The sequence below is a fragment of the Spirillospora sp. NPDC049024 genome, from assembly GCF_040649235.1.
In the GTDB taxonomy this organism is placed as follows: Bacteria; Actinomycetota; Actinomycetes; order Streptosporangiales; family Streptosporangiaceae; genus Spirillospora.
Map to the genome: position 1 here is coordinate 486,358 of NZ_JBEZFD010000003.1, position 22,589 is coordinate 508,946.

24 protein-coding genes are annotated in these 22,589 nt (G+C 73.4%); 11 read left to right on the top strand and 13 right to left on the bottom strand.

Translation table 11 applies throughout. The annotated features are described in order from the left end of the window. Window positions 1-49 precede the first annotated feature (49 nt). Entirely contained in the window at window positions 50-424 is a 375-nt protein-coding gene (locus AB0C21_RS07825; protein WP_235037385.1) for a DUF309 domain-containing protein, read from the top strand. On the opposite strand, the gene AB0C21_RS07830 is transcribed toward AB0C21_RS07825, so the two are convergent. From AB0C21_RS07830 to nth, 3 genes are all read right to left on the bottom strand, one after another. Then, window positions 421-1,617: a MarP family serine protease gene (locus AB0C21_RS07830; RefSeq protein WP_500203265.1), complete on the bottom strand. Its 1,197-nt coding sequence runs from the start codon at window positions 1,615-1,617 to the stop codon at window positions 421-423. The two genes, AB0C21_RS07825 and AB0C21_RS07830, sit on opposite strands and share 4 nt — an antisense overlap. A 188-nt stretch (window positions 1,618-1,805) precedes the next feature. After that, complete coding sequence (locus AB0C21_RS07835; protein ID WP_500203266.1) at window positions 1,806-2,465, bottom strand: NUDIX hydrolase; 660 nt, start codon at window positions 2,463-2,465, stop codon at window positions 1,806-1,808. A 79-nt stretch (window positions 2,466-2,544) separates the two neighbouring features. Further along, window positions 2,545-3,285: an endonuclease III gene (gene nth / locus AB0C21_RS07840; RefSeq protein ID WP_500203267.1), complete on the bottom strand. Its 741-nt coding sequence runs from the start codon at window positions 3,283-3,285 to the stop codon at window positions 2,545-2,547. A 119-nt stretch (window positions 3,286-3,404) separates the two neighbouring features. On the opposite strand from nth, the gene AB0C21_RS07845 reads away from it, so the two are divergent. Further along, a complete protein-coding gene (locus AB0C21_RS07845; protein WP_500203268.1) occupies window positions 3,405-4,658 on the top strand; it encodes a PucR family transcriptional regulator in 1,254 nt (417 codons plus the stop codon). An 11-nt stretch (window positions 4,659-4,669) separates the two neighbouring features. Here AB0C21_RS07845 and AB0C21_RS07850 read toward each other — a convergent pair whose 3' ends face one another. Next, the gene (locus tag AB0C21_RS07850; RefSeq protein WP_500203269.1) at window positions 4,670-6,094 is read right to left on the bottom strand and encodes a sigma-70 family RNA polymerase sigma factor; all 1,425 of its coding nucleotides are present in this window, start codon (window positions 6,092-6,094) and stop codon (window positions 4,670-4,672) included. 163 nt (window positions 6,095-6,257) lie between these two features. Between AB0C21_RS07850 and AB0C21_RS07855 the strand changes: the two genes are divergently transcribed. Genes AB0C21_RS07855 through AB0C21_RS07865 form a run of 3 tightly spaced genes read left to right on the top strand, consistent with a single transcriptional unit; the run spans window position 6,258 to window position 9,119 of the window. Then, complete coding sequence (locus AB0C21_RS07855) at window positions 6,258-7,139, top strand: SDR family NAD(P)-dependent oxidoreductase (protein WP_500203270.1); 882 nt, start codon at window positions 6,258-6,260, stop codon at window positions 7,137-7,139. Further along, window positions 7,136-7,693 (top strand): carboxymuconolactone decarboxylase family protein, encoded by a 558-nt coding sequence (locus AB0C21_RS07860; protein ID WP_500203271.1) that lies wholly within the window; start codon window positions 7,136-7,138, stop codon window positions 7,691-7,693. The genes AB0C21_RS07855 and AB0C21_RS07860 overlap by 4 nt, the downstream gene beginning before the upstream one ends. A 37-nt stretch (window positions 7,694-7,730) precedes the next feature. Continuing rightward, window positions 7,731-9,119: an alpha/beta hydrolase gene (locus AB0C21_RS07865; RefSeq protein ID WP_500203272.1), complete on the top strand. Its 1,389-nt coding sequence runs from the start codon at window positions 7,731-7,733 to the stop codon at window positions 9,117-9,119. On the opposite strand, the gene AB0C21_RS07870 is transcribed toward AB0C21_RS07865, so the two are convergent. After that, entirely contained in the window at window positions 9,070-9,750 is a 681-nt protein-coding gene (locus AB0C21_RS07870) for a TetR/AcrR family transcriptional regulator (protein ID WP_500203273.1), read from the bottom strand. The genes AB0C21_RS07865 and AB0C21_RS07870 overlap by 50 nt on opposite strands. Before the next feature lie 227 nt (window positions 9,751-9,977). Between AB0C21_RS07870 and AB0C21_RS07875 the strand changes: the two genes are divergently transcribed. Next, entirely contained in the window at window positions 9,978-10,664 is a 687-nt protein-coding gene (locus tag AB0C21_RS07875) for a Crp/Fnr family transcriptional regulator (RefSeq protein ID WP_067483689.1), read from the top strand. 8 nt (window positions 10,665-10,672) lie between these two features. Here the strand turns inward: AB0C21_RS07875 and AB0C21_RS07880 are convergent, their stop codons facing one another. The 4 genes from AB0C21_RS07880 to sp36 all read right to left on the bottom strand — a co-directional run bounded on the left by AB0C21_RS07880 (window position 10,673) and on the right by sp36 (window position 13,157). Continuing rightward, window positions 10,673-11,473, bottom strand: a complete 801-nt coding sequence (locus tag AB0C21_RS07880; protein WP_500203320.1) for an MBL fold metallo-hydrolase — start codon at window positions 11,471-11,473, stop codon at window positions 10,673-10,675. Window positions 11,474-11,600: 127 nt separating this feature from the next. Continuing rightward, entirely contained in the window at window positions 11,601-12,455 is an 855-nt protein-coding gene (locus AB0C21_RS07885) for an NUDIX hydrolase (protein ID WP_500203274.1), read from the bottom strand. Window positions 12,456-12,503: 48 nt separating this feature from the next. Further along, entirely contained in the window at window positions 12,504-12,965 is a 462-nt protein-coding gene (locus AB0C21_RS07890; RefSeq protein ID WP_149264351.1) for a RidA family protein, read from the bottom strand. A gap of 36 nt (window positions 12,966-13,001) precedes the next feature. Next, window positions 13,002-13,157 (bottom strand): Sp36 family protein, encoded by a 156-nt coding sequence (gene sp36 / locus AB0C21_RS07895; RefSeq protein ID WP_149264350.1) that lies wholly within the window; start codon window positions 13,155-13,157, stop codon window positions 13,002-13,004. Window positions 13,158-13,362: 205 nt separating this feature from the next. Between sp36 and AB0C21_RS07900 the strand changes: the two genes are divergently transcribed. Next, window positions 13,363-14,556 (top strand): FAD-dependent monooxygenase, encoded by a 1,194-nt coding sequence (locus AB0C21_RS07900; RefSeq protein WP_500203275.1) that lies wholly within the window; start codon window positions 13,363-13,365, stop codon window positions 14,554-14,556. Window positions 14,557-14,561: 5 nt separating this feature from the next. On the opposite strand, the gene AB0C21_RS07905 is transcribed toward AB0C21_RS07900, so the two are convergent. Further along, window positions 14,562-14,987 carry a winged helix-turn-helix transcriptional regulator gene (locus AB0C21_RS07905; protein WP_500203276.1) on the bottom strand — a complete coding sequence of 142 codons (426 nt, stop codon included), beginning with the start codon at window positions 14,985-14,987 and terminating at the stop codon, window positions 14,562-14,564. A gap of 125 nt (window positions 14,988-15,112) precedes the next feature. On the opposite strand from AB0C21_RS07905, the gene AB0C21_RS07910 reads away from it, so the two are divergent. Then, window positions 15,113-16,060, top strand: a complete 948-nt coding sequence (locus AB0C21_RS07910; protein ID WP_500203277.1) for an NADP-dependent oxidoreductase — start codon at window positions 15,113-15,115, stop codon at window positions 16,058-16,060. A gap of 163 nt (window positions 16,061-16,223) precedes the next feature. Here the strand turns inward: AB0C21_RS07910 and AB0C21_RS07915 are convergent, their stop codons facing one another. Next, window positions 16,224-16,742: a MarR family winged helix-turn-helix transcriptional regulator gene (locus tag AB0C21_RS07915; RefSeq protein ID WP_500203278.1), complete on the bottom strand. Its 519-nt coding sequence runs from the start codon at window positions 16,740-16,742 to the stop codon at window positions 16,224-16,226. Window positions 16,743-16,824: 82 nt separating this feature from the next. On the opposite strand from AB0C21_RS07915, the gene AB0C21_RS07920 reads away from it, so the two are divergent. Further along, window positions 16,825-18,057 carry an MFS transporter gene (locus tag AB0C21_RS07920; RefSeq protein ID WP_500203279.1) on the top strand — a complete coding sequence of 411 codons (1,233 nt, stop codon included), beginning with the start codon at window positions 16,825-16,827 and terminating at the stop codon, window positions 18,055-18,057. A gap of 10 nt (window positions 18,058-18,067) precedes the next feature. Here AB0C21_RS07920 and AB0C21_RS07925 read toward each other — a convergent pair whose 3' ends face one another. Next, window positions 18,068-19,174: a slipin family protein gene (locus AB0C21_RS07925; RefSeq protein WP_500203280.1), complete on the bottom strand. Its 1,107-nt coding sequence runs from the start codon at window positions 19,172-19,174 to the stop codon at window positions 18,068-18,070. A 238-nt stretch (window positions 19,175-19,412) separates the two neighbouring features. Between AB0C21_RS07925 and bagA the strand changes: the two genes are divergently transcribed. After that, window positions 19,413-20,408 (top strand): ATPase BagA, encoded by a 996-nt coding sequence (bagA, locus tag AB0C21_RS07930; protein WP_500203281.1) that lies wholly within the window; start codon window positions 19,413-19,415, stop codon window positions 20,406-20,408. A gap of 99 nt (window positions 20,409-20,507) precedes the next feature. Then, window positions 20,508-21,665 (top strand): ATPase BagB, encoded by a 1,158-nt coding sequence (gene bagB / locus AB0C21_RS07935; RefSeq protein ID WP_500203282.1) that lies wholly within the window; start codon window positions 20,508-20,510, stop codon window positions 21,663-21,665. 344 nt (window positions 21,666-22,009) lie between these two features. On the opposite strand, the gene AB0C21_RS07940 is transcribed toward bagB, so the two are convergent. Further along, on the bottom strand, window positions 22,010-22,321 hold the full coding sequence (locus AB0C21_RS07940) for a WhiB family transcriptional regulator (RefSeq protein ID WP_141579858.1): 312 nt from the start codon (window positions 22,319-22,321) through the stop codon (window positions 22,010-22,012). Window positions 22,322-22,589: the final 268 nt, after the last annotated feature.

The window sequence follows — 22,589 nt, forward strand, 5'->3', positions numbered from 1 at the left end:
CGACGCCTACGGCCGTCCACTGCCACACGGCGCCACAGGCATACCCACGATGCCGGACGACATCGACATGCCCCCGCAAGAGGCCCTGGCGGAGGCCCAGCGCCTCCTGGACGCCGATCGCCCCTTCCACGCCCACGAGGTACTGGAAGCGGTCTGGAAGGCCGCGTCAGAGCCCGAACGGGAGCTGTGGCGGGGCCTCGCCCAGGTCGCCGTGGGGATAACCCATCTCCGCCGCGGCAACGCACGCGGCGCCGAAGCCCTCCTGAGCCGCGCCGCCGACCGGATCGTCCCGTACCAGGACGCCCCTCCGTACGGCATCGACGTGCGGGGAATCGTCCAGCGGGCACGGGGTCTGGCCAAGGAGCCCCAGGACGGCCCCATCGCCCTACGCCTCACGAGCCCCGATACAGAGCAGCGCGGCTAGTCAGAGCAGCTCTGCGTGGACACCGGCGTCGTGGCGGTGGCGCCCGCGCGGGCGTCGGGCGCGACCTCCGCCGCGGTGAGCGCGTAGCCGGTGGACGGCGTGTCCAGCGCCGCGGCGAAGATGACGCCGTAGACGCGGCCGTCGGTGGACAGCAGCGGCCCGCCCGAGTTGCCCGGCTCGACCTTGCCGCGGATGGCGTAGATCTCGCGGCTGACCTGGCCGGAGTGGTAGATGTCGGGTCCGCGGGCCGTCTGCCGGGCGCGGATCCGCGCCGCCTCGGGCTTGAAGGGCTGGTTCTTCGGGAACCCGGCGATGATCGCGCTGTCCCGGACGCGGGCCTCCTTGGCGAACTCCAGCACCGGCGCCCGCAGCCCCGGCACGTACAGGACGGCGATGTCGCGCTTCGGGTCGTACAGCACGACCCGCCCGCGGCTGGTGTCGCCGTCCTTCGTCGCGACCACCGAGGAGCCGCGCGCGCCCGCGACGACGTGCGCGTTGGTCATGATGTGCTGGGGCGCGAACACGAACCCGGTGCCCTCGATGCGGCGCTGGCACTGCGGCGCCGTGCTGACCACCTTCACGATGCTCTTCTTCGCGGCCTGGAGGCCCCGGGTGTTGAGGACGGACTCGTCCGGCGGCGGCACCTGCACCACCGACTCGCCGCCGAGTCCGTTGAAGACCTGCGGGAACTCGCTGCTCTTCACGAACCCCTGGAACGAGGTGAACCACGTCTGCGCCTGCGAGGGCATCACGTCGTTGATGCCCTTGATGATCGAGGAGCCCTTGACCTGCGTCCGGACGGGCTGGAACTCGGAGTTGGCGACCAGGCTGCCGAAGAACCAGGCGACGATCAGCAGCGACAGCGCGCTCACGAACGTGCCGCCGACGGCGTCGGCGGTGCGGGCGTTCATCCCGGTCACCCGGTTGCGCAGGACGGCGCCGACGGACGAGGCGACGAGCTGCCCGAGCGTGGCGGCCAGGAACGCGACCACGATGGCGAGCAGCGCCTGCTGCGCGGCGCCGTCCACCGCGGCCTCGGCGATCGGCGGCGCGATCAGGACCCCGATGACCCCGCCGCCGACGAAGCCGACGAAGCTCAGCAGGCTCACGATGAAGCCCTGCCGGTAGCCCGAGACTCCGAACAGCACGACGAGCACGAGCAGGATCAGATCGAGAACGTGGTCGTCCAGCACCGCTTCACCGTATAGGGCCGCGCCGCCGGTTCACGTCCCCTCGATGGACCAGTTTGGGGCGCGCCGGATAGCCGCGGGGGGTGACACGCGGCCGTCACCGTGCCCCTGCGCACCGCGAACGGGCATCTGACCTGCGGACGGGCCGGCGGCGGGCGGGCGGGGCGATTTCGTGGGAAACGACGAGGCGCTCACTCGCGCGCGGCGAGGTCCAGAACCTCCCGCGGAAGATCTTCGACTCTGGAGGTGTCCCAGGGCCGGTTCCAGCCGCCCGCGTCCAGCACCCGGGTCAGCAGCGCGGCCGTGAACCCCCAGACGAGCATGTCGCGGACGTGGAACGCCGGGCCGTCCGTGAGCCCGGACGGGTGCCGGACCATCACCCGGTTCTCAGGGTCGACCAGCTCGCTGATCGGGACCCGCGCGACCATCGCGACCTCCCCGGGATGGCCGGGCGCGACCTCCGACGGCTCGCGCCACCAGCCGGCGACGGGCGTGACCCGGTGCCGGCTGTGCGACAGGTAGAGCTCGGGCAGCGTGCACAGCACGTCCACGCCGGACGGTTCGACGCCGGTCTCCTCCCACGCCTCCCGCAGCGCCGCGGCGACCGGGCCGTCGTCCTCGGGGTCGATGCGGCCGCCGGGGAAGGCGGGCTGCCCCGCGTGCTTGTTGAGGGTGGCGGCGCGCTCGGTGAGCAGGACGTCCGGGCCGCTCGGCCCTTCGCCGAACAGGATGAGGACGGCGGCGGCGCGGGCGGTGGGGACGGGCCGGAACACGGGCGGCACCGGAAGCCTCGGCGCCTCGGCGCAGAAGCGGTCGAGCCAGGCGGGCCGGCCGGGGGCGGTGTCGGTCACGATCGTCCCAACCCCGCGGCGGCCGCGTTCCTTCCCGGCGCGGGCGGCGGAACGGGCTCGGTCACGAGAACGGGCTCGGTCACGAGAACGGTCCGGGCTTGACGAGCTTGCGCGCCGTCTCCTCGTCCGTCGGCCCCTCGCCGAAGGACGGGCACAGCCGCGCCAGCGGGCACACCCCGCAGGCGGGACGGCGCGCGTGGCACATCCGGCGGCCGTGCCAGATCAGCCGGTGGGACAGCATGGTCCAGTCCTTGCGCGGGATGAGGGAGCCGATCTCCTCCTCGACCTTCACGGGGTCGTCCTCGGTCGTCCATCCGAAGCGCCGGGCCAGGCGGCCGAAGTGGGTGTCGACGGTGATGCCGGGGACGTCGAACGCGTTCCCCAGGACGACGTTGGCCGTCTTGCGCCCGACGCCGGGCAGCTTGACGAGGTCTTCGAGGCGCCCGGGGACCTCGCCGCCGAACTGGTCGCGCAGCGCGGCCGACAGCCCCATGACCGACTTGGTCTTGGCGCGGAAGAAGCCGGTGGGCTTCAGGATCGCCTCGACGTCCTCGGGGTCGGCGGCGGCCAGGTCCTCCGGGGCGGGGTACTTGGCGAACAGCGCCGGGGTGGTCAGGTTCACCCGCACGTCGGTGGTCTGCGCCGACAGCACGGTGGCGACCAGGAGCTGGAAGGGGGTGCCGAAGTCCAGCTCGCAGTGCGCGTCCGGGTAGGTCTCGGCCAGGATCCGGTTCATCCGGCGCGCCCGCCGGACCAGCCCAAGCCGCGTCTCGTCCTTCCACTTGCGGGCCCGCGCCTTCGGGGTCGCCTCCGTCGCCATACCGGCCAGCCTAGAGCCTCGCGCCCCGGTTCCGGCCGAGGGAAAGTCGCGTCGAACCCCGTAATGAGGAAGGGGGCGCGCCGTCTCCAACGGGCACGACGTCCCCCGAAGGAGATCTCATGTCCGACCTCAGCCAGGTGGTCCGCCTTCCGGTGCGCCGGATCGAGCTCGACCTGTCGTTCGAGGGCGCCGCCCGGATCGCGGGCGATCTTCGCGAGCACGTTCCGGACATCGCCGCGGAGGCGGTGTGCCGGATCGAGCGGCGGCTGCCGGAGTTCTTCCGGCCGCACGACCACCGCTACGCCAAGGCGGTGCAGGTGTGCGTGGAGCGCGCCATCGACCACTTCCTGGAGCTGATGGCCGACCCCGCCGCCCCGTCGGCGGAGGTCGCGGAGTTCTGGCGGCAGGTCGGGGTCGGCGAGGCCAGCGAGGGACGGACGCTGGACTCCTGGCAGGCGGCGACGCGGATCGGGACGGGCCTGGGCGTCGAGCGGCTCGCCGAGCGCGCGGAGCGGGTCGGCCACCGGATGAGCCCGGCGACGATCGCGGCCATCGCCAACGCGGCGCTCGACTACGTGAACCAGGTGGCCGCGATCGTCGCGGAGGGCCACGCGGACGCCGCCGCTCGGGCCGCGGGCGCCCGCCAGGAGCACCGCCGGCACCTGCTCGACCTGCTGCTGAACGGGGCCTCCTCCGCGGAGCTGAAGGAGGCCGCGCGCGAGGCGGACTGGGCGCCGCCGCGCACGCTCGCGGTCGTCGCCCTCCGCGAGAACGGCCCGGACGCGCGGCATCCGGCGCTGCCCCCGGACGTCCTGCCGGGCCTGCACCTGGGGGAGCCGTGCCTGGTCGTCCCCGACCCGGAGGGCCCCGGCCGCACCCGGATGCTGGAGCGGCAGCTGCACGGCTGGACGGCCGCGATCGGCCCGGCGGTCGGGGTCGACGAGGTCGGCACGTCCCTGCGGCTGGCGCGCGAGACCCTGGAGCTGGCCTGCCAGGGCCTGATCAGCGGCGCCTCGCCCATTCCGGCCGAGCGGCACATGCCGATCCTGGTGATGATGCGGGAGCGGGCGCTCGTGGAGAAGGTGATCGCACGGCGGCTGGCGCCGCTGCTGCGCGCACGCCCTGCACAGCGCTACCGGCTCGCCGAGACGCTGCTGGCCTGCCTGGAGCACGGGTTCAACGCCACGGAGGTGGCAGGCCATCTGCACCTGCATCCGCAGACCGTCCGGTACCGGCTGCGGCAGCTCGACGACCTGTTCGGGGACGCCGTGGAGGCGTCGTCGGACCGGCTGGAGCTCCACATGGCCCTGCGCGCATGGCTGGCCCTCAACCCCGAGCCGGCGGCCGCGCGCGACGACCTCGGCTACGGGTGACCCGGATGCGGTCAGCCCGCGGCCTCGACGGCCCATCCCTGGGCCGCCATGCCCGCGTAGGAGGACGGTTTCAGCGTCACCGGTCTCAGGCCCGACCAGCTCGCCTGGAGGTAGTAGCCGTCGCCGTTGGCGAGGCGATAGACCGTGGGCGCGAACCGCACGAGTTTCCAGACCTGGTGCCCGCCCCCGCAGGGGGCCATGACCACCGAGTATTCGCTGCCGCCCTCCCAGGGCACGCCCGGGGCGGGCGCGCCCCGGGCCATGCATCCGCCGGTGGAGCTGCTCACCAGGGTGAAGCCGCCGGAGGTGTTCCTGCGCTTCCACCCGGTCGCGGGGTCGGAGCAAGAGCGCTGCACGACCGACGTGCCGCTGGGCGCCAGGCACGATTGCAGGGTCGTGTTCCGCACGTGGAAGGGTCCCGCGCCGGCCCCCGCACCGGCGCCGCCCGAGCCCCGGCCGCCGTCGGTGGACCGCTTGCCGACGGTGTAGTCGGGCCGGGGGACGCGATCCGGGGCCGAGCTGGACGGGACGGCCGTCGCGGGAGGCGGCGCGGCGTGCGGGCTCTCCCCCGGACCTCCGCCGACCACGGTGAACAGGATGATCGCGCTACCCGTGGCGACGCCCCCGGCCACCGCGGCCGGAAGGGCCCATCCGGGCAGGGACGCCGCCGGGGCCAGGGAACCGAGCGAGCCGAGCGACGCCGACGGAGCCCCCAGCAGGACGGCGCCGATCGGCAGGGCGCGCCGCAGCCGCCCGTTCAGGTCGGCCATCTCCCGGGACGCCCGCCTGCACTCCTCGCAGGACTCCAGGTGCTGCCGCAGGGCCCGGCTGCGGCGGCGGCCGGGACGGCGGACGCTCGCGGCGAGCTGGGCGGTGAACTCGGCGCATTCGGGGCGCCCTCCGGAGCCGGCCGCGAGGAACGCCTGCCGGAGCCCCTCACGCGCGCGGAACGCGAGCTGGGAGACGGCGCCCTTCTCCATGCCGAGCAGCTCCGCGACCTGCCCGACGGGCTCGTCCTCGATGACCGTGTACCAGAGGACGGTCTGCCATCGTTCGGGCAGCGACCGGAAGGCGCGGACGAGCGCGTCCAGCTCGTCGAGGTCCGGCGGCTCGTCCTCGGGCGCCGACGCCCATTCGGCGACCTCGTCGGTCACGACGGTGCGGCGGGCGCCGCGGGCCCAGTCGACGGCCGTGTTCCGCACGACCGTGTAGAGGTAGGGACGGCAGGCCTCCCGGGGACCGCCGCCCTGGCGCATCGCCGCGAACGTGCGGGTGAACGCCTCGCTCGTCAGGTCCTCCGCGAGGTGCTGGTCGCGGACCAGCCCGCGCGCGTACCGCAGGACCGCCGTGTGGTGCCGCCGGAAAAGCTCGTCCGACGCCGCCTCGTCACCCTCTCCGGCGGCCGCCAGAAGGTCGGCGTCCGGCCGCGTTCCCACGCCCGCTACCACCGCGCCATCCAACCTAAGGCTCGCATCTCACCACAACCTTCAGAGGTCACTTGCTCCCCACACGTGGAGACATCTACCTTTCGCGTGCATTACGGCGTTTTGTAGGCAATCTTAAAAAGACATGTCTGTTCCCCAGTGTTAGGGTCACCGCATGATGCTCGACTCCTCGCGCTGGACGGCGACCCTCGCCGGACGGCGCGTGCTGATCACCGGCGCCGCGCGGGGCATCGGCGCCGCGCTCGCCGCCCGCCTGCACGAACGCGGCGCGCGCGTGGCGCTCGCCGGCCTGGAGCCCGAGCTCCTCTCCGCCGTCGCCGCCGAGTGCGGGGACGCCCCCTGGTGGACGTGCGACGTGACCGACCGCGGCACGGTCGAGGACGTCGTGAACAGCGCCGTCCAGGAACTGGGCGGCCTGGACGTGGTCGTCGCCAACGCGGGCGTGGCCGCGCAGATGCCGGTCATAGGCGGCGACCCGTCCGTCATGGAGCAGAGCCTGCGGGTGAACGTGCTGGGCGTCTACAACACGGTCCGCGCGGCCGGGCCCTACATCAGCCACGAGCGCGGCTACGCCCTGGTCGTGTCATCTCTGGCCGCGGCCGTCAACGCGCCTCTCCTCGGCGCCTACAGCGCGTCCAAGGCCGCCGTGGAGGCGCTGGGAAACACGCTGCGGGCCGAACTGCGTCCGTGGGGCGGGAAGGCCGGCGTGGCGTACTTCGCCGAACTGGACACCGACATGACGCGCCGGGGGTTCGGGACCGAGGCCGCGTCCGCCCTGATGGAGGCGACGCCCAAGGGCAGCATGGTCTTCGGCGTCGCGCCGCTGAAGGTCGGGATCGACGCGCTGGAACGCGGGATCGCCCGCCGGTCCAGGCGGATCGTCGCCCCCTGGTGGGTGGGCGGCGTCCTCCCGGTCCGGATGGCCGTGCAGCCGGTCGCCGACCGCGTCGTGCAGCGCGGGCTCCGCGACATCCTGGAGGTCGCGAGGCGCGAGCGGGTCGAGCTGACCACGCCGCAGCCGGAGCCCGAGCGGTGACGGCGCCCCGCGCCACTCCCGGCGGCCTCCGCGAGGTGGGAGTGGTCAACTGGCTCGCCTGCCGCGTCGCGGGCCGGGCCGCCGGGACCGGGCCGCCGAACCTGTTCCTGACCCTGGCGCGCCGCCGCGGGCTGTTCCGCGGCTGGCTGTGGTTCGCCGGGCGGCTCATGCCCGGCGGCACCCTGCCGCGCCGGGACACCGAACTCGTGATCCTCCGCGTCGCCCACCTGCGCGACTGCCGCTACGAGTTCGACCACCACGTCCGGCTCGCGCGCCGCGCGGGCGTGCGCGAGCCGGACGTGGAACGCGTCCAGTCCGGCCCGGACGCCGAAGGCTGGACGCCCCGCGAGCGGGCGATCCTCGCCGCCGCCGACCGCCTCCACACCGAGCAGGGCCTCGACGACGAGACCTGGACGCGGCTCCGCGCCCACCTCACCGAGGGCGAGTGCGTCGAGCTGACCATGCTGGCCGCCCACTACGAGATGCTCGCGACCGTGATCACCGCGCTGCGCGTCCAGCCCGACCGGCCCCGCCGCCCCGCCGGAGGCCGCTGACCGGAACGTCCGACCGGCACGTCCAGGAGGTCCCCCCATGCGCACCCGAGCCCTCGTGATCACGCTGACCCTGGCGGTGACCTCCACCGGACTCGCCACGCCCGCCCGCGCGGCCGGGCCTGCGGTCCGCTTCAGCGACTCCGGCGGCATCCATGTCGTGAGCGTGCGACGCATAGACGACCGCCAGTACGCGCTGCGCGTCAGGACGGCCGCGCTGGGCCGGGCCGTGGACGTCCGCGTCCTGCTGCCGACCGGCTACGACCGGCGCCCCGACGCGCGCTTCCCCGTCCTCTACCTGTTCCACGGGACGGGCGGACGCGCCTCCGACTGGGTCGACCGCGGCGACGCCGAGAAGACGACCGCCGGACGGCCGCTGATCACCGTGATGCCGGACGCGGGCTTCGACGGCAACGGCGGCGGCTGGTTCACCGACTGGGCCGACCCGCGCACCGCACTCGGACCGTCGAAGTGGGAGACCTTCCACGTCGACCAGCTCATCCCCTGGATCGACCGCAACCTGCGCACCGTGCCCCGGCGGGAGGGCAGGGCCGTCGCGGGGCTGTCGCAGGGCGGGTTCGGCGCGATGAGCTACGCCGCCCGGCACCCCGCCCTGTTCGTGTCCGCCGCGTCCTTCTCGGGCGCGCCCGACATCGCCTACGACCCGGTCGTCTCCGTCGGCGCTACCGGCGTCGTGTCCTACATCGCGGCCGTCGAGGACGGCGTGCACCCCGACGCGATCTTCGGCTCCCGGCTCGCCAACGCGATCAACTGGCGCGGCCACGACCCGGCGACCCTCGCACCCAACCTGCGCGGGATGCGGCTGGAGCTCCGCACCGCCACCGGCGTCCCGGGGCCGTTCGACCCGCCCGTCCCGGACCCGGCCGCGATCGGCATCGAGGCCCTGACGCACGCCTCGACCGTCAGCTTCCACCGGCGGCTGGACGCGCTGGAGATCCCGAGCCGCTACGACGACTACGTGCTCGGCACCCACACCTTCCCGTACTGGGCCCGCGACCTGCGGCGGCACATGGGCCCGCTGATGCGCACGTTCGCCGCCCCGCCGCGCCCGCCCGCGACGGTCTCCTACCGGTCGATCGACCCGGCCTGGTCGCAGTGGGGCTGGACGATCTCGCTCAGGCGGCCGAAGGCCCAGCAGTTCAGCGTGCTGTCGGACGCCTCCCCGAGCGGGTTCGCCCTGCGCGCCGCCGGGACCGCCACCGTCACGACGCCCGCGTCCTACCGTCCCGGCGCACGCCTCGTCATCGGCGTGACGCGCGGGAGGACGCACAAGACCATCACGACCACCGCCGGGCCGTCCGGGCGGCTCACCTTCACGCTCCCGTCCGCGCACGGCACCGCGACCACGCTGGTGCGGATCAGCCGTCCAGGACGCCCGAGCGCAGCAGGAGCCGCACGTGCTCGATGACCGGACCCCTGATCGCGCGCAGCGCCTCCATGTCGCCCGCCGCCACGGCCGGGGTCACCATCGAGCTCACCGCCGCCACGATGACCTCGCACGCGAACCGGCCGGCGTCGCTCGTCACGCCCATGAGGTCGGCGAGGCTCCCCGCCAGGTCGCGCTGGATGCGCGTACGCCGCCGGACGGCCTCCGGGCCCGCCGCGTAGACCTCCACCAGGAAGAGCCGCGCGTACGCGGGTTCGGACGCCAGCGCCTCCAGGTAGGCGGTGAAGACGCGCTCGAACAGTTCGGCCGCGTCGCCCTCGCCCTCCGCCGCCCCCCGTTCGGCCGCGTCGCCCTCCTCCTGCTCTTGCATCGCCGTCTCCAACCGGCGGAACAGCAGCACGCCCGCCTGGTCGAACGCGGTCATGAAGCAGTCGAGCTTGGACGAGAACAGCGCGTAGAAGCTCTGCCGGGACACCCGGGCCCGCTTCAGGACGTCCTCGACCGACGTCCCGACGAACCCCTTCTCCGCCATCGCCGCCGCCATGGCGCCGCACAACCGGTCGCGGTGCACCCGCTCGACCTCCGAGCGCGACAGCGCGTGACGGCCCCGGGGCAGGCGGCGCGGGGTGGGCCGGGGCTCGGACGACTGCATCAACTCAGGTTAAGGCACGGCCGCTACCCTGCCCGGGACATCCCATAACAGGTGATGAGACCGGTGTGACGGCATTCACCCGGCGGTCCGTACACTGGGCGAACGGGACCGCGGCCGCCCCGCGGGGCGGATCACCCCGGTCCCCGTTTCGGCGCGCCGTGACCCTGCCTTCACGTCCGCGGTGGGACGTGCGTCACACTAGGAGTAGGTGTTCGAGGAGGAATAGCGTGACCGATCGCGACGTGGACGTTCTGAGCAGAGCCCCGCTCTTCGAGGCGCTCGACGAGCAGGGCGCCAAGGCGCTGCGCGCCAACGTGACCGAGGTCCGCCTCGCCCGCGGGCAGACGCTGTTCAACGAGGGCGAGACCGGGGACCGGCTCTACGTCGTCCTCGAAGGCAAGATCAAGCTGACCAGGACCGCGCCGGACGGCAGGGAGAACCTGCTGAGCGTGCTCGGCCCGAGCGAGATGTTCGGCGAGCTGTCGCTGTTCGACCCGCGCCCCCGCACCGCGAGCGCCATCGCGGTCACCGAGTGCCGCCTCGCCGGCCTCGGCCACGACGACCTGCGCCCCTGGCTCACCGGCCACCCCGAGGTCGCCGTCCAGCTGCTCCGCGCGCTCGCGCAGCGGCTCCGCAAGACCAACGACGTGATGGCCGACCTCGTCTTCACCGACGTGCCCGGCCGCGTCGCCAAGGCGCTGCTCGACCTCGCCGAGCGGTTCGGCCAGCCGTCCGAGGCGGGCCTGCACGTCCACCACGACCTCACCCAGGAGGAGCTGGCGCAGCTCGTCGGCGCGTCCCGCGAGACGGTCAACAAGGCCCTCGCAGACTTCGCCCAGCGCAACTGGCTGCGCATCGAGGCCCGCGCCGTCGTGATCCTCGACATCGAGCGCCTGCGCAAGCGCTCCAAGTAGCGGACCGGTCAGACAGCCCCACGCTCGGCGAGGTAGTCGAGCTGGGACTGGACCGACCACTCGGCCGCGGGCCAGAGCGACCTGTCCACGTCGGCGTAGACGCGCTCGACGACCTCCCGCGCGGTGCGCGCGCCCGCGGCGACGGCGGCCTCGACCTGGGCGAGGCGCTCGCGGCGGTGGTCGATGTAGCGGTCGAGGACGGCGATGGGGTCGTCCAGCTTGGGCCCGTGACCCGGGAGGATCGTCGCGGCCTCCACGTCGGCGGAGAACCGGCGGAGCCGGTCCAGCGAGCCGATGTAGTCGCCGAGCCTCCCCTCCAGCACGGTCGTCCCGTACCCGAGGACGGTGTCGCCGGTGAGGACGGCGCCGTCGGCCGGGAGCCAGAACGTCAGCGAGTCGTGGCTGTGCCCCGGCGTCTCCATGATCCGCAGCTCCAGGCCGCCCGTGGTGACCACGTCGCCCTCGGCGAGGCCCTCCTCACCGAGCCGGTGCCGGGGGTCGAGCGCCCGCACCTTCACCCCGCCGCCCGCCAGCTTCGCGAACTTCCCGGCGCCCGCCGAGTGGTCGGGGTGCCCGTGCGTGAGCAGGACGAGACCGACCCGCCGACCCTGGGCCTCCACCGTGCCGAGGACGCGCCGGAGGTGCTCGCCGTCCTTCGGACCGGGGTCGACGACGACGGCCTCGGCCGCCCCGGGCTCGGCGATGATCCAGGTGTTGGTGCCGTCCAGGGTCATGGCGGACGGGTTCGGGGCGAGCACGCAGGTCGCCCGTTCGGTACCCATCCCGTCGATCTCCGTCATATCCCCCATCCTGCCCGAGGCCCGATCGGGGTGGCGGGCCGGGTTCCAGCCGAGCCGCTCCAGCCGCCGGAGCGCGGAGGTGCCCGCCAGCCGCCACAGGACGGCCTGGCTCAGCGGCACCCGGCGGGGCACCTCGTCACCCCTGCGGGTAGTGCCGCGCGACGTCCTCGGGCAGCACCAGGTACGCGTCGCCGTCGACGATCTCCGCGGCCGGCTCGTACACGACGATCTCGCGCTGCGCGGCCAGCACGTCGGCCACCGTCTCGAACTCGGCCAGCTCCGCCAGCGTCGCCACGGTGGGCGGGAGCATCATCCACTCGCCGCGCGCGGCCCGCTCGGCCGCCTCCGCCGGGCGCACCCAGGCGACCTGGTCGGCCTCGGTGCTGACGTCCCGCGCCCGCTGCCCCGCCGGCATCGCGGCGACGAAGAAGCGGGTGTCGTAGCGCTTCGGCTCGATCTTCGGGGTGATCCAGTGCGCCCATGGGCGGAGCAGGTCCGAGCGCAGCACGAGCCCCCGCCGGTCGAGGAACCCGCCGAACGACCGGGAGCGGTCCAGCAGCGCCTGCCGGTCGGCCTCCCAGTCATCGCCGCGCGTGTCGTCCACCACCGTCTCGGCGGTCGGCCCGGCGAGCAGCACGAGCGTCTCCTCGAACGTCTCCCGGACCGCCGCGCAGACCAGCTCGCGGGCCAGCGTCTCGTCGGCGTCGAACGCCTTGCCCCACTCGGCGGGGGACGGCCCGGACCAGCCCAGCGCCGCCTCCCCGTCGCGCGGGTCGACCGAACCGCCGGGGAACACGTAGGCGCCGGGCGCGAACGCCATCGACCGGACACGGCGCAGCATGAACGCCTGCAGCCCGTGCTCGTCGTGGTCGCGCAGCACGACCACGGTCGCCGCGTCCCTGGCGGGCGCCGGCTCGGTCCGGCCCGCCAGGATGTCCTCGACCCGGCCCAGGAACGATTCGGGCAGCTTGAGTCCGTTGGTGATCCCCATGGCGAGTCATTCGGGCATACCGAATGGCGTTCCGTCAAGCCCGGGGTCTCACTCGACCTCGGCGATCAGCTCCACCTCGACCGGCACGTCCCGCGGCAGGACGGCGACACCGACGGCGCTGCGCGCGTGCCTGCCCGCGTCCCCGAACACCTCGGCCAGCAGGTCGCTCGCCCCGTTGATCACCTGCGGCTGGCCGGTGAAGTCCGGCGCGCTGGCGACGAACCCGACGACCTTCACGATCCGCACGACCCGCGACAGCTCGCCGACCTCGGCCTTCAGCGCCGCGATCGCGTTCAGCGCGCAGATCCGCGCCTGCCGGGCCGCCTCCTCGGCGCTCACCTCGGCGCCCACCTTCCCGGTGGCGCCCAGCTCGCCCTTGACCAGGGGGATCTGGCCGGCGGTGTAGACGAGCGACCCCGTCCGCGCCGTCGGCACGTAGGACGCGACCGGCGGGACGACCTCCGGCAGCTCGATCCCGAGCTCGCGGATCCGCTCTTCAGGCGTGCTCATGCTGCTCCTCTTCGTTGAGGGTTGCGTCGGGGGCTGCTACTGGACTTCGCGCTTGAAGTAAGCCACGAGGTTCTCCGGGTTCGGGCCCGGCAGGACGGTGACGAGCTCCCACCCGTCCTGGCCCCAGTTGTCGAGGATCTGCTTGGTCGCGTGCACCAGCAGCGGAACGGTCGCGTACTCCCACTTCTTCATGGCCCTCACCCTAGCGATCGCCATATCCGAACCCCGCTCGAACCCGCTGTTCACAGGACGGCCCCAGCGCGGCGGCCGGTCGCCCGGAGACGGCCGCGCGGTCCTCGCTGACAGTCCGGGCCGGGGACGGTCAGCCGGTGGTGCGAGGCCGGTCAGGGCGGGCCGCGAAGCTCCTGTTCGACGACGGCGACGAACGGAGAGAACGATGAGCAAGAGCGTGCTGATCTCGGGTGCGAGCATCGCGGGCCCGTCCCTGGCCTACTGGCTGGCGCGGTACGGGTACGACGTCACCGTCGTGGAGAAGGCGGAGGTGATCCGGCCGGGCGGGCAGGCCGTCGACTTCCGCGGCGAGGTGCACATGCGGGTGCTGGAGGAGATGGGCGTGCTGGACGAGATCCGGCGGCGGCGGACCGACGCCGGCCCGCTCGACCTCATCGACGCCGCAGGACGGACGCAGGTGAGCCTCCCCGACTCGTTCACCGGCGGGGACGTGGAGATCCACCGGGGCGACCTCGCCGAACTCCTGTACGAGCTGACCCGGCACTCCGCCAGGTACGTCTTCGGCGACTCGATCGCGTCCATGACCGAGACGGCGGACGGCGTGCACGTCACCTTCGAGCGCGGGGCTCCGCGCACCTTCGATCTGGTCGTCGGCGCCGACGGGCTGCACTCCAACGTCCGGCGGCTCGCGTTCGGCGACGAGTCGCAGTTCGTGAAGGACTCCGGGTACCACGTCGCGATCTTCGAGGCGCCGAACCGGCTCGGCGTCGACACCGGCAAGCTCTACAGCGAGGTGGGGCGCGGGGTGTCGGTGTACCCGACCCGCGGCGGGGCCGGCGCGAACGTCATGTGCGTCTTCGCCGACGCCGACCTGGAGCCGCACCGCCGCGACCAGGGCGCCCAGAAGCGCGCGGTGGCCGAGAGGTTCGCCGGCATGGGCTGGCGCACCGGAGCCCTCATGCGCGACATGTGGGACGCCCCGTACTTCTACGGCGACTCGATCAGCATCGTCCGGATGGACGCCTGGACGAAGGGGCGGGTCGCCCTGCTCGGCGACGCCGGCTACGGCGCCACCTGCGGCGGGATGGGGACCGGCCTCGCGGTCGTGTGCGCCTACGTCCTCGCGGGCGAGCTGGCCGCGGCGGGCGGCGACCACCGCGCCGCGTTCGCCGCCTACGAGAAGAGCATCAAGAAGTTCACCACCGCGTGCCAGCGGGTCGCGGGCGGGGTCGGGCCCTTCTTCGCCCCGAAGAACGAGCGCGCGCTGCGCCGCCGCAAGACGGTCTACCGGGTGCTGACAGCGGGCCCGTTCATCAAGCTGCTCAACAAGCTGACCACGCAGGCCGCCACGTCGATCAAGCTGCCGGAGTACCCGGAGCCGGCCCGTCCGGCCGCGTGATCGGGCTACCGGCCGCCTCCGCCGGGCGCCACGGCAGGAGCCGCGTCGTAGCGCTCGCGCGCCGCGTGGATCTCCTCGATGTGGCGGCCGGCCCACTTCTGGATCGAGGTGAGCAGGGGCACGATGCGCTCGCCCAGCAGCGTCAGCGTGTACTCGACCTGGACGGGCACGGACGGGGTCACGCTCCGCGCGACGAAACCGTCCCGCTCCAGGGAGCGGAGCGTCTGGGTGAGCATCTTGGCGCTCACGCCCGGAAGGGCCCTGCCGAGCTCGGCGTACCTGCGTGCGCCGTTCGCCAGGTCGGAGAGGACGAGCATGCTCCATTTGTTGCCGATGATCCCCATCAGCTGATGGGTGGGGCACCCGTCCATGTAGGCCTCGAACGCCGCCTTCTCCTGCTCGCGCCGCTCCGCCGCCGTCATCGTGGCCATGCCGCTGGATCACCTCCGGGTACCGAACGCACTCCGAAGTAACTTCTTCCGGCCCGCGGCTGTTCCGGCGAAAGTGGTCGGTGCGGGGCTCTCCCCTGACCCACACCCCTTAAGGAGTTGTCGTCATGCGCGCGATCATTGTGAGGACCCCTGGCGGGCCCGACGCGTTGGAGCTCACCGACGTCCCGGAGCCCGTCCCCGGACCCGGTCAGGTGCGGATCCGGGTGGCGGCCGCGGCGGTCAACCCGGTCGACGCAGCGACCCGCTCGGGGGTGCTGGCCGACGCGGGACTGATGCCGCCGTTCGGCTCGCGGCCCTCGGTGGGCATCGGCTGGGACGTCGCCGGAACCGTCGACGCGGTCGGGCCCGGCGTGGCGCGGATCGCCGCCGGCGACGAGGTCATCGGCCTCAAGGACCGGCTCGACGTCCCGACGGGCGCCTACGCTGACGCGATCGTCCTGGACGCGGACGCCGTCGCCCCCGCCCCGCGGTCCGTGCCCGCGGTGGAGGCGGCGACGATCCCGCTGAACGCCCTGACCGCGCTGCAGGCCCTCGACCTGCTCGACCTGCCCGCGGGCGGCACGCTGCTCGTCACGGGCGCCGCGGGCGCCGTCGGCGGATACGCCGTGGAACTGGCCGCCCACCGCGGGCTCCGCGTCGTCGCCGCGGCCTCCGCCTCCGACGAGGCCCTGGTGCGCGGATTCGGCGCGGAGATGTTCGTCCCGCGCGGCGAGCACCTGGGCGACGCCGTCCGCGCCCTCGTCCCGGGCGGTGTGGACGGCGCGCTGGACGCCGCCCTCCTCTCGGTCGCGGCCCTGGACGCCGTCCGCAACGGCGGGGCGTTCGCGGCGGTGAACGCCGGCCCGGCCATCCCGCTCCCGCTACGCGGCATCACCGTCCACAGCGTGTGGATACGCGCGAACGCAGCCCAACTGACCCACCTCGCAGGTCTCGCAGACCAGGGCCGCCTCACCCCCCGCGTAGCCGACGTGCTCCCACTATCCGAAGCGTCCAAGGCCCACGAACGCCTGCAAGCAGGCGCCCTACGCGGCCGCCTAGTCCTCACCCCGTAGTCCCGCCGGCCCAGTTGGTCTCCGAGGCGCCCAAAGCCCACGCGCGGTCGCAGGCGGGCGAACTACGGGGCCGCCTCGTCCTTAGCACCATCGGGCCGGTCAGTATCCGAGGCGTCCAAGGCATGGGCGGCTGGCGGCGGGGGTCTGCGAGGCCGCCCGGTCCTCAGCTGTCAGGGCCGCCGGGGCGGTCGGTTTCCTCTTCGGCGCGGAGCATTACTCGGCGGAGGAGGTCGGACAGGGTGCGGCGCTCGCCGGGGTCGAGGGCGCCGAGCAGGCGGTGCTCCTCCACGCCCAGGCCGTCCATGGCGTCGCGCCAGGCGGAGCGCCCTGCGGGGGTGAGCTCGACGACGACCCGGCGGCGGTCGGTGGCCGAGGGGGAGCGGCGGACGAAGCCGCGGCGCTCCAAGGCGTCCAGCCGCCCGGTGACCGAGTTCGGCGGCATGGCGAGGTCGGCGGCGAGCTGCGAGGGCGCGGCGGTGCCGTGCCGCCCGGCGAGCGCGTGGAGCGTGTCGAACTCGTGCGGTTGCAGACCGGAGGCGGCGAGGAACTCCTCGCGGACCTGCCGGATGTGCTTCACGAAGAAGACCATCCGGGTGACGGCGCCCTCGATGTCGGGGTCGAGGTCGGGCACGATCGGCGCCCACCGCGCCACATGGTCGTCCGTCCGGTCCCTCTCGCCCATGCAGGGATCGTAGTCCTCTCGGTAATTCGGTGAGGAATAATTCGTTGCCGATTAGTTCGTTGCCGAACTACATTGTCGGACCATGAGCCACCCCCTGCGCGGCCGGGACTTCCGGCTGCTGTTCGCCGCCCGCGTCCTGTCCCTGACCGGGGACGCCGCCGTCCCCGCCGCGCTCGCGCTCGCCGTCCTGCGCGCGACGGGCTCCACGTCCGCACTCGCCCTCGTGCTCGGCTGCGCGATGGTGCCCCGCCTGCTCCTGCTGCCCCTCGGCGGCGTGCTCGCGGACCGCCTCAACGCTCGCGGCGTCGCCCTCGCGACCGACCTCGCCGGCGCCGCGGCGCAGTTGTTCGCCGCGCTGGAACTCCTGAGCGGCGAGCCGCGGCTGTGGCATCTCGCCGCGGCCCAGGCGGTCGGCGGCGCCGCCTCGGCCTTCCAGGTCCCGACCGTCTCGCCCCTGGTCGCCGGCACCGTCGAGCCGTCCGGGCTCCAGCGGGCCAACGCGCTGATTGGCGTCGCCAACGGGGCCACCCGGCTCGCCGGCCCCGCCCTGGCCGGGACCTTCGTGCTGACCGTCGGCCCAGGCTGGACGTTCCTGCTGGACTCGGCGTCGTTCGCCGCGAGCGCGGCGCTCCTCGCCGTGACCCGCGTCCGGCACGTCCCGATCCCGCGGCGCTCGCTGCGGACGGACCTGGCGGAGGGCTGGTCGGAGGTCCGCTCGCGCGACTGGTACTGGACGAGCCTGATCGCGCACGGCGTCTGGAACGGCACGTCCGCCGTCCTGCTCACCCTCGGGCCCGCCCTCGCCGTCGAGCGGCTCGGCGGCGAGGGGGTCTGGATCGCGACCGTCCAGGTGGGCGCGGCGGGGCTGGTCGTCGGAGCGCTGCTGGCCGCCCGCGTTCGCCCGCGCCGTCCCGTCCTCGTGGCGAACGCGGGCCTCGCCGCCCTGGCGCTGCCCCTCGCCCTGTTCGCGGTCGCCGCGCCCGCGCCGCTGCTCGTCGCGGCGTACGGGGTGGCGCTCACCGGCCTCGGCGTCCTCAACCCGACCTGGGAGACCGTGGTGCAGATGACCATCCCGCCGCAGGCGCTGGCGCGGGTGACGTCCTACGACTGGCTGCTGTCGCTGGCCGCGGCGCCCCTCGGCTACGCGCTCGCCCCGTGGGCCGCGTCCGCCTGGGGCGCCTCGGTCCCGCTGTGGACGGCGGCCGTCCTGGTGGGCACGACCTGCCTGGGCACGGTCGCGGTGCCGGGCGTCCGACGCCTGACCATGCCCGAGGCCGTCCCGGGCGCCGCGGCCGCGGCGCCCGGGCAGCGATGACGCCGGCGGGTCAGCGGGGAGGCTGCGGGCCCTCCCCGCCGTGGCCTTCCGGGGTCTCGGACGCGCCGCGGCCTTCCCGGACCTCGGGCATGCCGGGGCCTTCCGGGGCCCCGGGCGTGCCGCGGCCGATGCCGCGCCGCTGCTCCTCCCGCGGCGCGGACACCGCGGACCCGCCGCGCTTGGGCTCGTCCAGCCCGATGACCGGCGGGACGTCCTCGGCCGACTCCAGCGTCGACGGCTGCTTCGCCGCCCTGGCCAGCTCCTCCTCAGCCCTCGCGAGCCGCTCGCCGAGGTCGGGCTTGCCCTCGCCGCCGTCCTCCGAGCGGCCCGGGCCGCCCGCGGCGCGCTCGAAGAACCGCAGGATCTCCACCGGCAGGGGCATGACCAGCGTGCTGTTCTTCTCGGCGGAGACCTCCACGACCGTCTGCAGCAGGCGCAGCTGGAGGGCCGCCGGGTCCTGCGACATGATCTCCGCGGCGGCGGCGAGGCGCTTGGACGCCTGGAACTCGCCGTCCGCGGTGATGATGCGGGCGCGGCGCTCCCGCTCCGCCTCCGCCTGCCGGGCCATCGACCGCTTCATGCCCTCCGGCAGCGACACGTCCTTGATCTCGACCCGCTCGATCAGGATGCCCCACGGCCCCTCGGTGATCTCGTCGATGATCGCCCGCAGCCGCATGTTGATCTTCTCGCGCTCGCCGAGCAGCTCCTGCATGTCGGCCTGGCCGATCACCGACCGCAGCGACGTCTGCGCCACCTGCGAGATCGCGTACCCGTAGTTGTGCACGTTCACGATCGCCTTCACCGGGTCGATCACCCGGAAGTAGACGACCGCGTCGACGCGGACGCTCACGTTGTCCTGGGTGATGCCGTCCTGGCCGGGCACCCCCATCGTGATCGTCTGCCGGCTGACCTTCTGCATGCGCTCGGCGATCGGCAGGATGACCGTCAGGCCCGGCGTGCGCACCGCGCCGGGGCGCAGCTGCCCGTTCCGCTGGACTTGCCCGAACCGGAACACGATCCCGTGCTCGAACTGCTGCACGACGCGAACGGCCGACGCCAGGACGATCAGGCCGCCGACGACGACGACGAGCAGGATGACCAGGGCCACCGCTTCCATCACGGCACCTCTTTCCCATGGGAGCCCGGGCCCCGGGGAACCGCCCCCGGAGCTCCGGCGGGCATCTGGACCCGTCAGGGTTCAGACGGAACCGTCCACAGCACGGTTCACGTTTTCCAGCTAACCGCGCGGGCAGGCCGAATGACAACGTCCGGGCGGCGGAACCGTGTCAGGGATCACTTGCATGAGGGCGACCGCCCCCTCAAGTGTTCGACGAGTGAGCGATATGGTCGATCGGGTGAGCGCGAGAGACACCGACTGGGACGGCGTACGCCTCCATGTGGTCACCGGCAAGGGCGGGACGGGCAAGACGACCGTCGCCGCCGCCCTCGCCCTTGCCCTGGCGGCCGGCGGCCGCAAGGTCCTGCTCGTCGAGGTCGAGGGGCGCCAGGGCATCGCCCAGCTGTTCGACTGCCCCCCGCTTCCCTACGAGGAGCGCCGCGTCGCCGTCGCCCCGGACGGCGGGGACGTCTACGCGCTCGCCATCGACACCGAAGAGGCGCTCATCGAGTACCTCGAGATGTTCTACAACCTCAAGCGCGCCGGGAAGGCGATGACCAAGCTCGGCATCGTCGACTTCGTCACCACCATCGCCCCCGGCCTGCGCGACGTCATCCTCACGGGCAAGACGTCCGAGTCGGTGCGCCGCAAGAAGAAGGACGGCTCGTTCGTCTACGACGCCGTCGTGATGGACGCCCCGCCCACCGGCCGCATCACGAAGTTCCTCAACGTCAATGATGAGGTCTCCGGGCTCGCCAAGGTCGGCCCCGTCCGCAACCACGCCGACACCGTGATGAAGGTCGTGCGCAGCCCCGAGACCGCGGTGCACTTCGTCACGCTCCTGGAGGAGATGCCCGTCCAGGAGACGATGGACGGCATCCGCGACCTCACCGCGGTCGGGCTCCCGGTCGGCGGCGTGATCGTCAACATGGAGCACCAGCCCGTCCTCGCCGAGGACGACCTCGCCGCGGCCGCCGCCGGAGCCCTGGACCCGGGCGAGATCGTCCGCGGCGTGAAGGCCGCCGGCCTGGAGCACGACGCCGAGGCGATCGCCGCCGTCCTCGCCGAGGAGGCCGCCGACCACGCCCGCCGCACCGCGCTCCAGCGCCGCGAGAAGGAGCGCCTGGACTCGGTCGACCGGCCCCGCTACACCCTCCCGCTGCTCTCCGACGGCATGGACCTGGCAGGCCTCTACGACCTGGCCGCCGCCCTCCGCAGCCAAGGTGCCGCATGAACGCGCCCGTCCCCGCCGCCGCCCACGGGCCCCGTCGCGGTGTCTCCTGGGTAAGCCTGACCGCCCGCGAGGGCGGGACCGACCGGCAGAGGTGAACCGATGAGCCAGACCAGCAAGACCCCCCCGGTCCTCGACGTCGACGGGCTGCTCGACGACCCGCGCACGAAGATCATCGTGTGCTGCGGGTCGGGCGGGGTCGGCAAGACAACCACGGCCGCGGCGCTCGGCGTCCGGGCCGCCGAGCGGGGCCGGGACGTGGTCGTCCTCACCGTGGACCCGGCGCGCCGGCTCGCCCAGTCCATGGGCCTGTCGGAACTGGACAACAGCCCGCGCCGGATCGACATCGACGGCGACGGCGAGCTGCACGCCATGATGCTCGACATGAAGCGGACCTTCGACGAGATCGTCGAGGCGCACGCCGACCCGGACCGGGCCAAGCAGATCCTCGCCAACCCCTTCTACCAGTCGCTGTCGTCCAGCCTGTCGGGGACGCAGGAGTACATGGCGATGGAGAAGCTCGGGCAGCTGCACCGCTCCGGCGCCTGGGACCTGATCATCGTCGACACCCCGCCGTCCCGGAACGCCCTGGACTTCCTGGACGCCCCCGAGCGGATGGGCCGCTTCCTCGACGGCCGCTTCATGAAGATCCTCGCCGCGCCGGCCAAGACCGGCGGCCGCTTCGGCGTCAAGGTGATCAGCGCCGGGTTCGGCATGTTCACCGGCGTCATCAACAAGGTCCTCGGCGTCCAGCTGCTGCGCGACGTGCAGACGTTCGTCGCCGCGTTCGACACCATGTTCGGCGGGTTCCGGGAGCGCGCCGAGAAGACGTTCAAGCTGCTCCAGACCCCCGGCACCGCGTTCCTCGTCGTCGCCGCGCCGGAGCCCGACGCGCTGCGCGAGGCGTCCTACTTCGTCGAGCGCCTCGCCGAGGAGCGCATGCCGCTCGCCGGACTCGTGGTCAACCGCGTCCACGAGTCGGCCGCCGACACGCTGTCGGCGGCCCGCAGCCAGGCCGCCGCCGAGACGCTGGAGGAGCGCGGCGAGCACACGCTGACCGCGGCCCTGCTGCGCCTGCACACCGACCGCATGCAACTCGCCGCCCGCGAGGAGCGCCTGCGCGACCACTTCGCGTCGACGCACCCGACCGTGCCGGTCACGGCCGTCCCGGCGCAGGCGGAGGACGTCCACGACCTCGAAGGCCTGCGCCTGGTGGGGGAGGACCTGGCCGCCCCCACCGCGTCCCCCACCGCCGCCTGACGCCCGCCCGGGCCGACGATCGCGACGCCTGGCCGGTCGGGCACCCGCGTCTCGGTCCGGATCCTGGAGATCGATCCGGAGCGGCAGCGGTTCAGCCTCGCCCCGGCCTAGCCCGCGGTGCTGATCCGGGAGAAGCGCACTCTCCCGGATCAGCACTACGGGAACTGTACGCATGCGACCGGCCTCGGCTGTTCGGCCGTCCCCGCGCTCTGATCAGCGGAAACGGCCATGCGCGTGGCGGCGGGCCCGTACCGGAAAAGGTGGTACGGGCCTGCCGGCCACGCTTTATTGGACCGTGCCGGTCCTTGAACCGCTGCATGGACGGGCCGTGCGGCCCGTCGAACTCAGCTGGCGACGAGCTCTTCCTCGTCGACCTCCGCCGACCGCTCGTACTCTTCCTTCGCGGTCTCCAGCAGGTCGCGCCACGAGCGCACATCCGGCCGCCGCCGAAGCAGAGCACGGCGCTCCCGCTCCGTCATACCGCCCCACACACCGAACTCGATCCGGTTGTCCAGAGCGTCGGCGAGGCACTCCGTGCGCACCGGGCAGCCGCGGCAGATGAGCTTGGCTCGGTTCTGCGCCGCACCCTGCACGAACAGAGCGTCCGGATCCGCGTTACGGCAGGCGGCGCGGGCGGTCCAATCCGTGATCCACATCTTGGCCCCACTCCCCTAGGGTCTGTGTCGATTTGCGCTCCTTGGCCGGACGGGCGCGGACGTCAGGCCGCCAAACGAAAGCCGTGGGGAAGAACTTACGGAAGCGAGGGACGTTTCAACAGCCCCCGTTGGGCCCATTCTCGATATAGCCCACCGGGGCCATACCGCCGGAACGGACTAGTTACCTGTAGTTGACGCGCCGGGGACGGCGCCGGTTGTCGCGATGGGGGCATAACGGGCGGGGATCCTGATCAGTCGGCCCGGAAAG

Excerpts from the sequence above, each read along its gene's own strand:
- AB0C21_RS07825 (WP_235037385.1), top strand. The coding sequence starts at position 50 with ATGCCGGACGACATCGACATGCCCCCGCAAGAGGCCCTGGCGGAGGCC.
- AB0C21_RS07890 (WP_149264351.1), bottom strand. The coding sequence starts at position 12,965 with ATGAGCACGCCTGAAGAGCGGATCCGCGAGCTCGGGATCGAGCTGCCG.
- AB0C21_RS07855 (WP_500203270.1), top strand. The coding sequence starts at position 6,258 with ATGATGCTCGACTCCTCGCGCTGGACGGCGACCCTCGCCGGACGGCGC.
- sp36 (WP_149264350.1), bottom strand. The coding sequence starts at position 13,157 with ATGAAGAAGTGGGAGTACGCGACCGTTCCGCTGCTGGTGCACGCGACC.
- nth (WP_500203267.1), bottom strand. The coding sequence starts at position 3,285 with ATGGCGACGGAGGCGACCCCGAAGGCGCGGGCCCGCAAGTGGAAGGAC.
- AB0C21_RS07900 (WP_500203275.1), top strand. The coding sequence starts at position 13,363 with ATGAGCAAGAGCGTGCTGATCTCGGGTGCGAGCATCGCGGGCCCGTCC.
- AB0C21_RS07940 (WP_141579858.1), bottom strand. The coding sequence starts at position 22,321 with ATGTGGATCACGGATTGGACCGCCCGCGCCGCCTGCCGTAACGCGGAT.
- AB0C21_RS07910 (WP_500203277.1), top strand. The coding sequence starts at position 15,113 with ATGCGCGCGATCATTGTGAGGACCCCTGGCGGGCCCGACGCGTTGGAG.
- AB0C21_RS07880 (WP_500203320.1), bottom strand. The coding sequence starts at position 11,473 with ATGGGGGATATGACGGAGATCGACGGGATGGGTACCGAACGGGCGACC.
- AB0C21_RS07905 (WP_500203276.1), bottom strand. The coding sequence starts at position 14,987 with ATGGCCACGATGACGGCGGCGGAGCGGCGCGAGCAGGAGAAGGCGGCG.
- AB0C21_RS07925 (WP_500203280.1), bottom strand. The coding sequence starts at position 19,174 with ATGGAAGCGGTGGCCCTGGTCATCCTGCTCGTCGTCGTCGTCGGCGGC.
- AB0C21_RS07885 (WP_500203274.1), bottom strand. The coding sequence starts at position 12,455 with ATGGGGATCACCAACGGACTCAAGCTGCCCGAATCGTTCCTGGGCCGG.
- AB0C21_RS07920 (WP_500203279.1), top strand. The coding sequence starts at position 16,825 with ATGAGCCACCCCCTGCGCGGCCGGGACTTCCGGCTGCTGTTCGCCGCC.
- AB0C21_RS07870 (WP_500203273.1), bottom strand. The coding sequence starts at position 9,750 with ATGCAGTCGTCCGAGCCCCGGCCCACCCCGCGCCGCCTGCCCCGGGGC.
- AB0C21_RS07865 (WP_500203272.1), top strand. The coding sequence starts at position 7,731 with ATGCGCACCCGAGCCCTCGTGATCACGCTGACCCTGGCGGTGACCTCC.
- bagB (WP_500203282.1), top strand. The coding sequence starts at position 20,508 with ATGAGCCAGACCAGCAAGACCCCCCCGGTCCTCGACGTCGACGGGCTG.
- AB0C21_RS07845 (WP_500203268.1), top strand. The coding sequence starts at position 3,405 with ATGTCCGACCTCAGCCAGGTGGTCCGCCTTCCGGTGCGCCGGATCGAG.
- AB0C21_RS07915 (WP_500203278.1), bottom strand. The coding sequence starts at position 16,742 with ATGGGCGAGAGGGACCGGACGGACGACCATGTGGCGCGGTGGGCGCCG.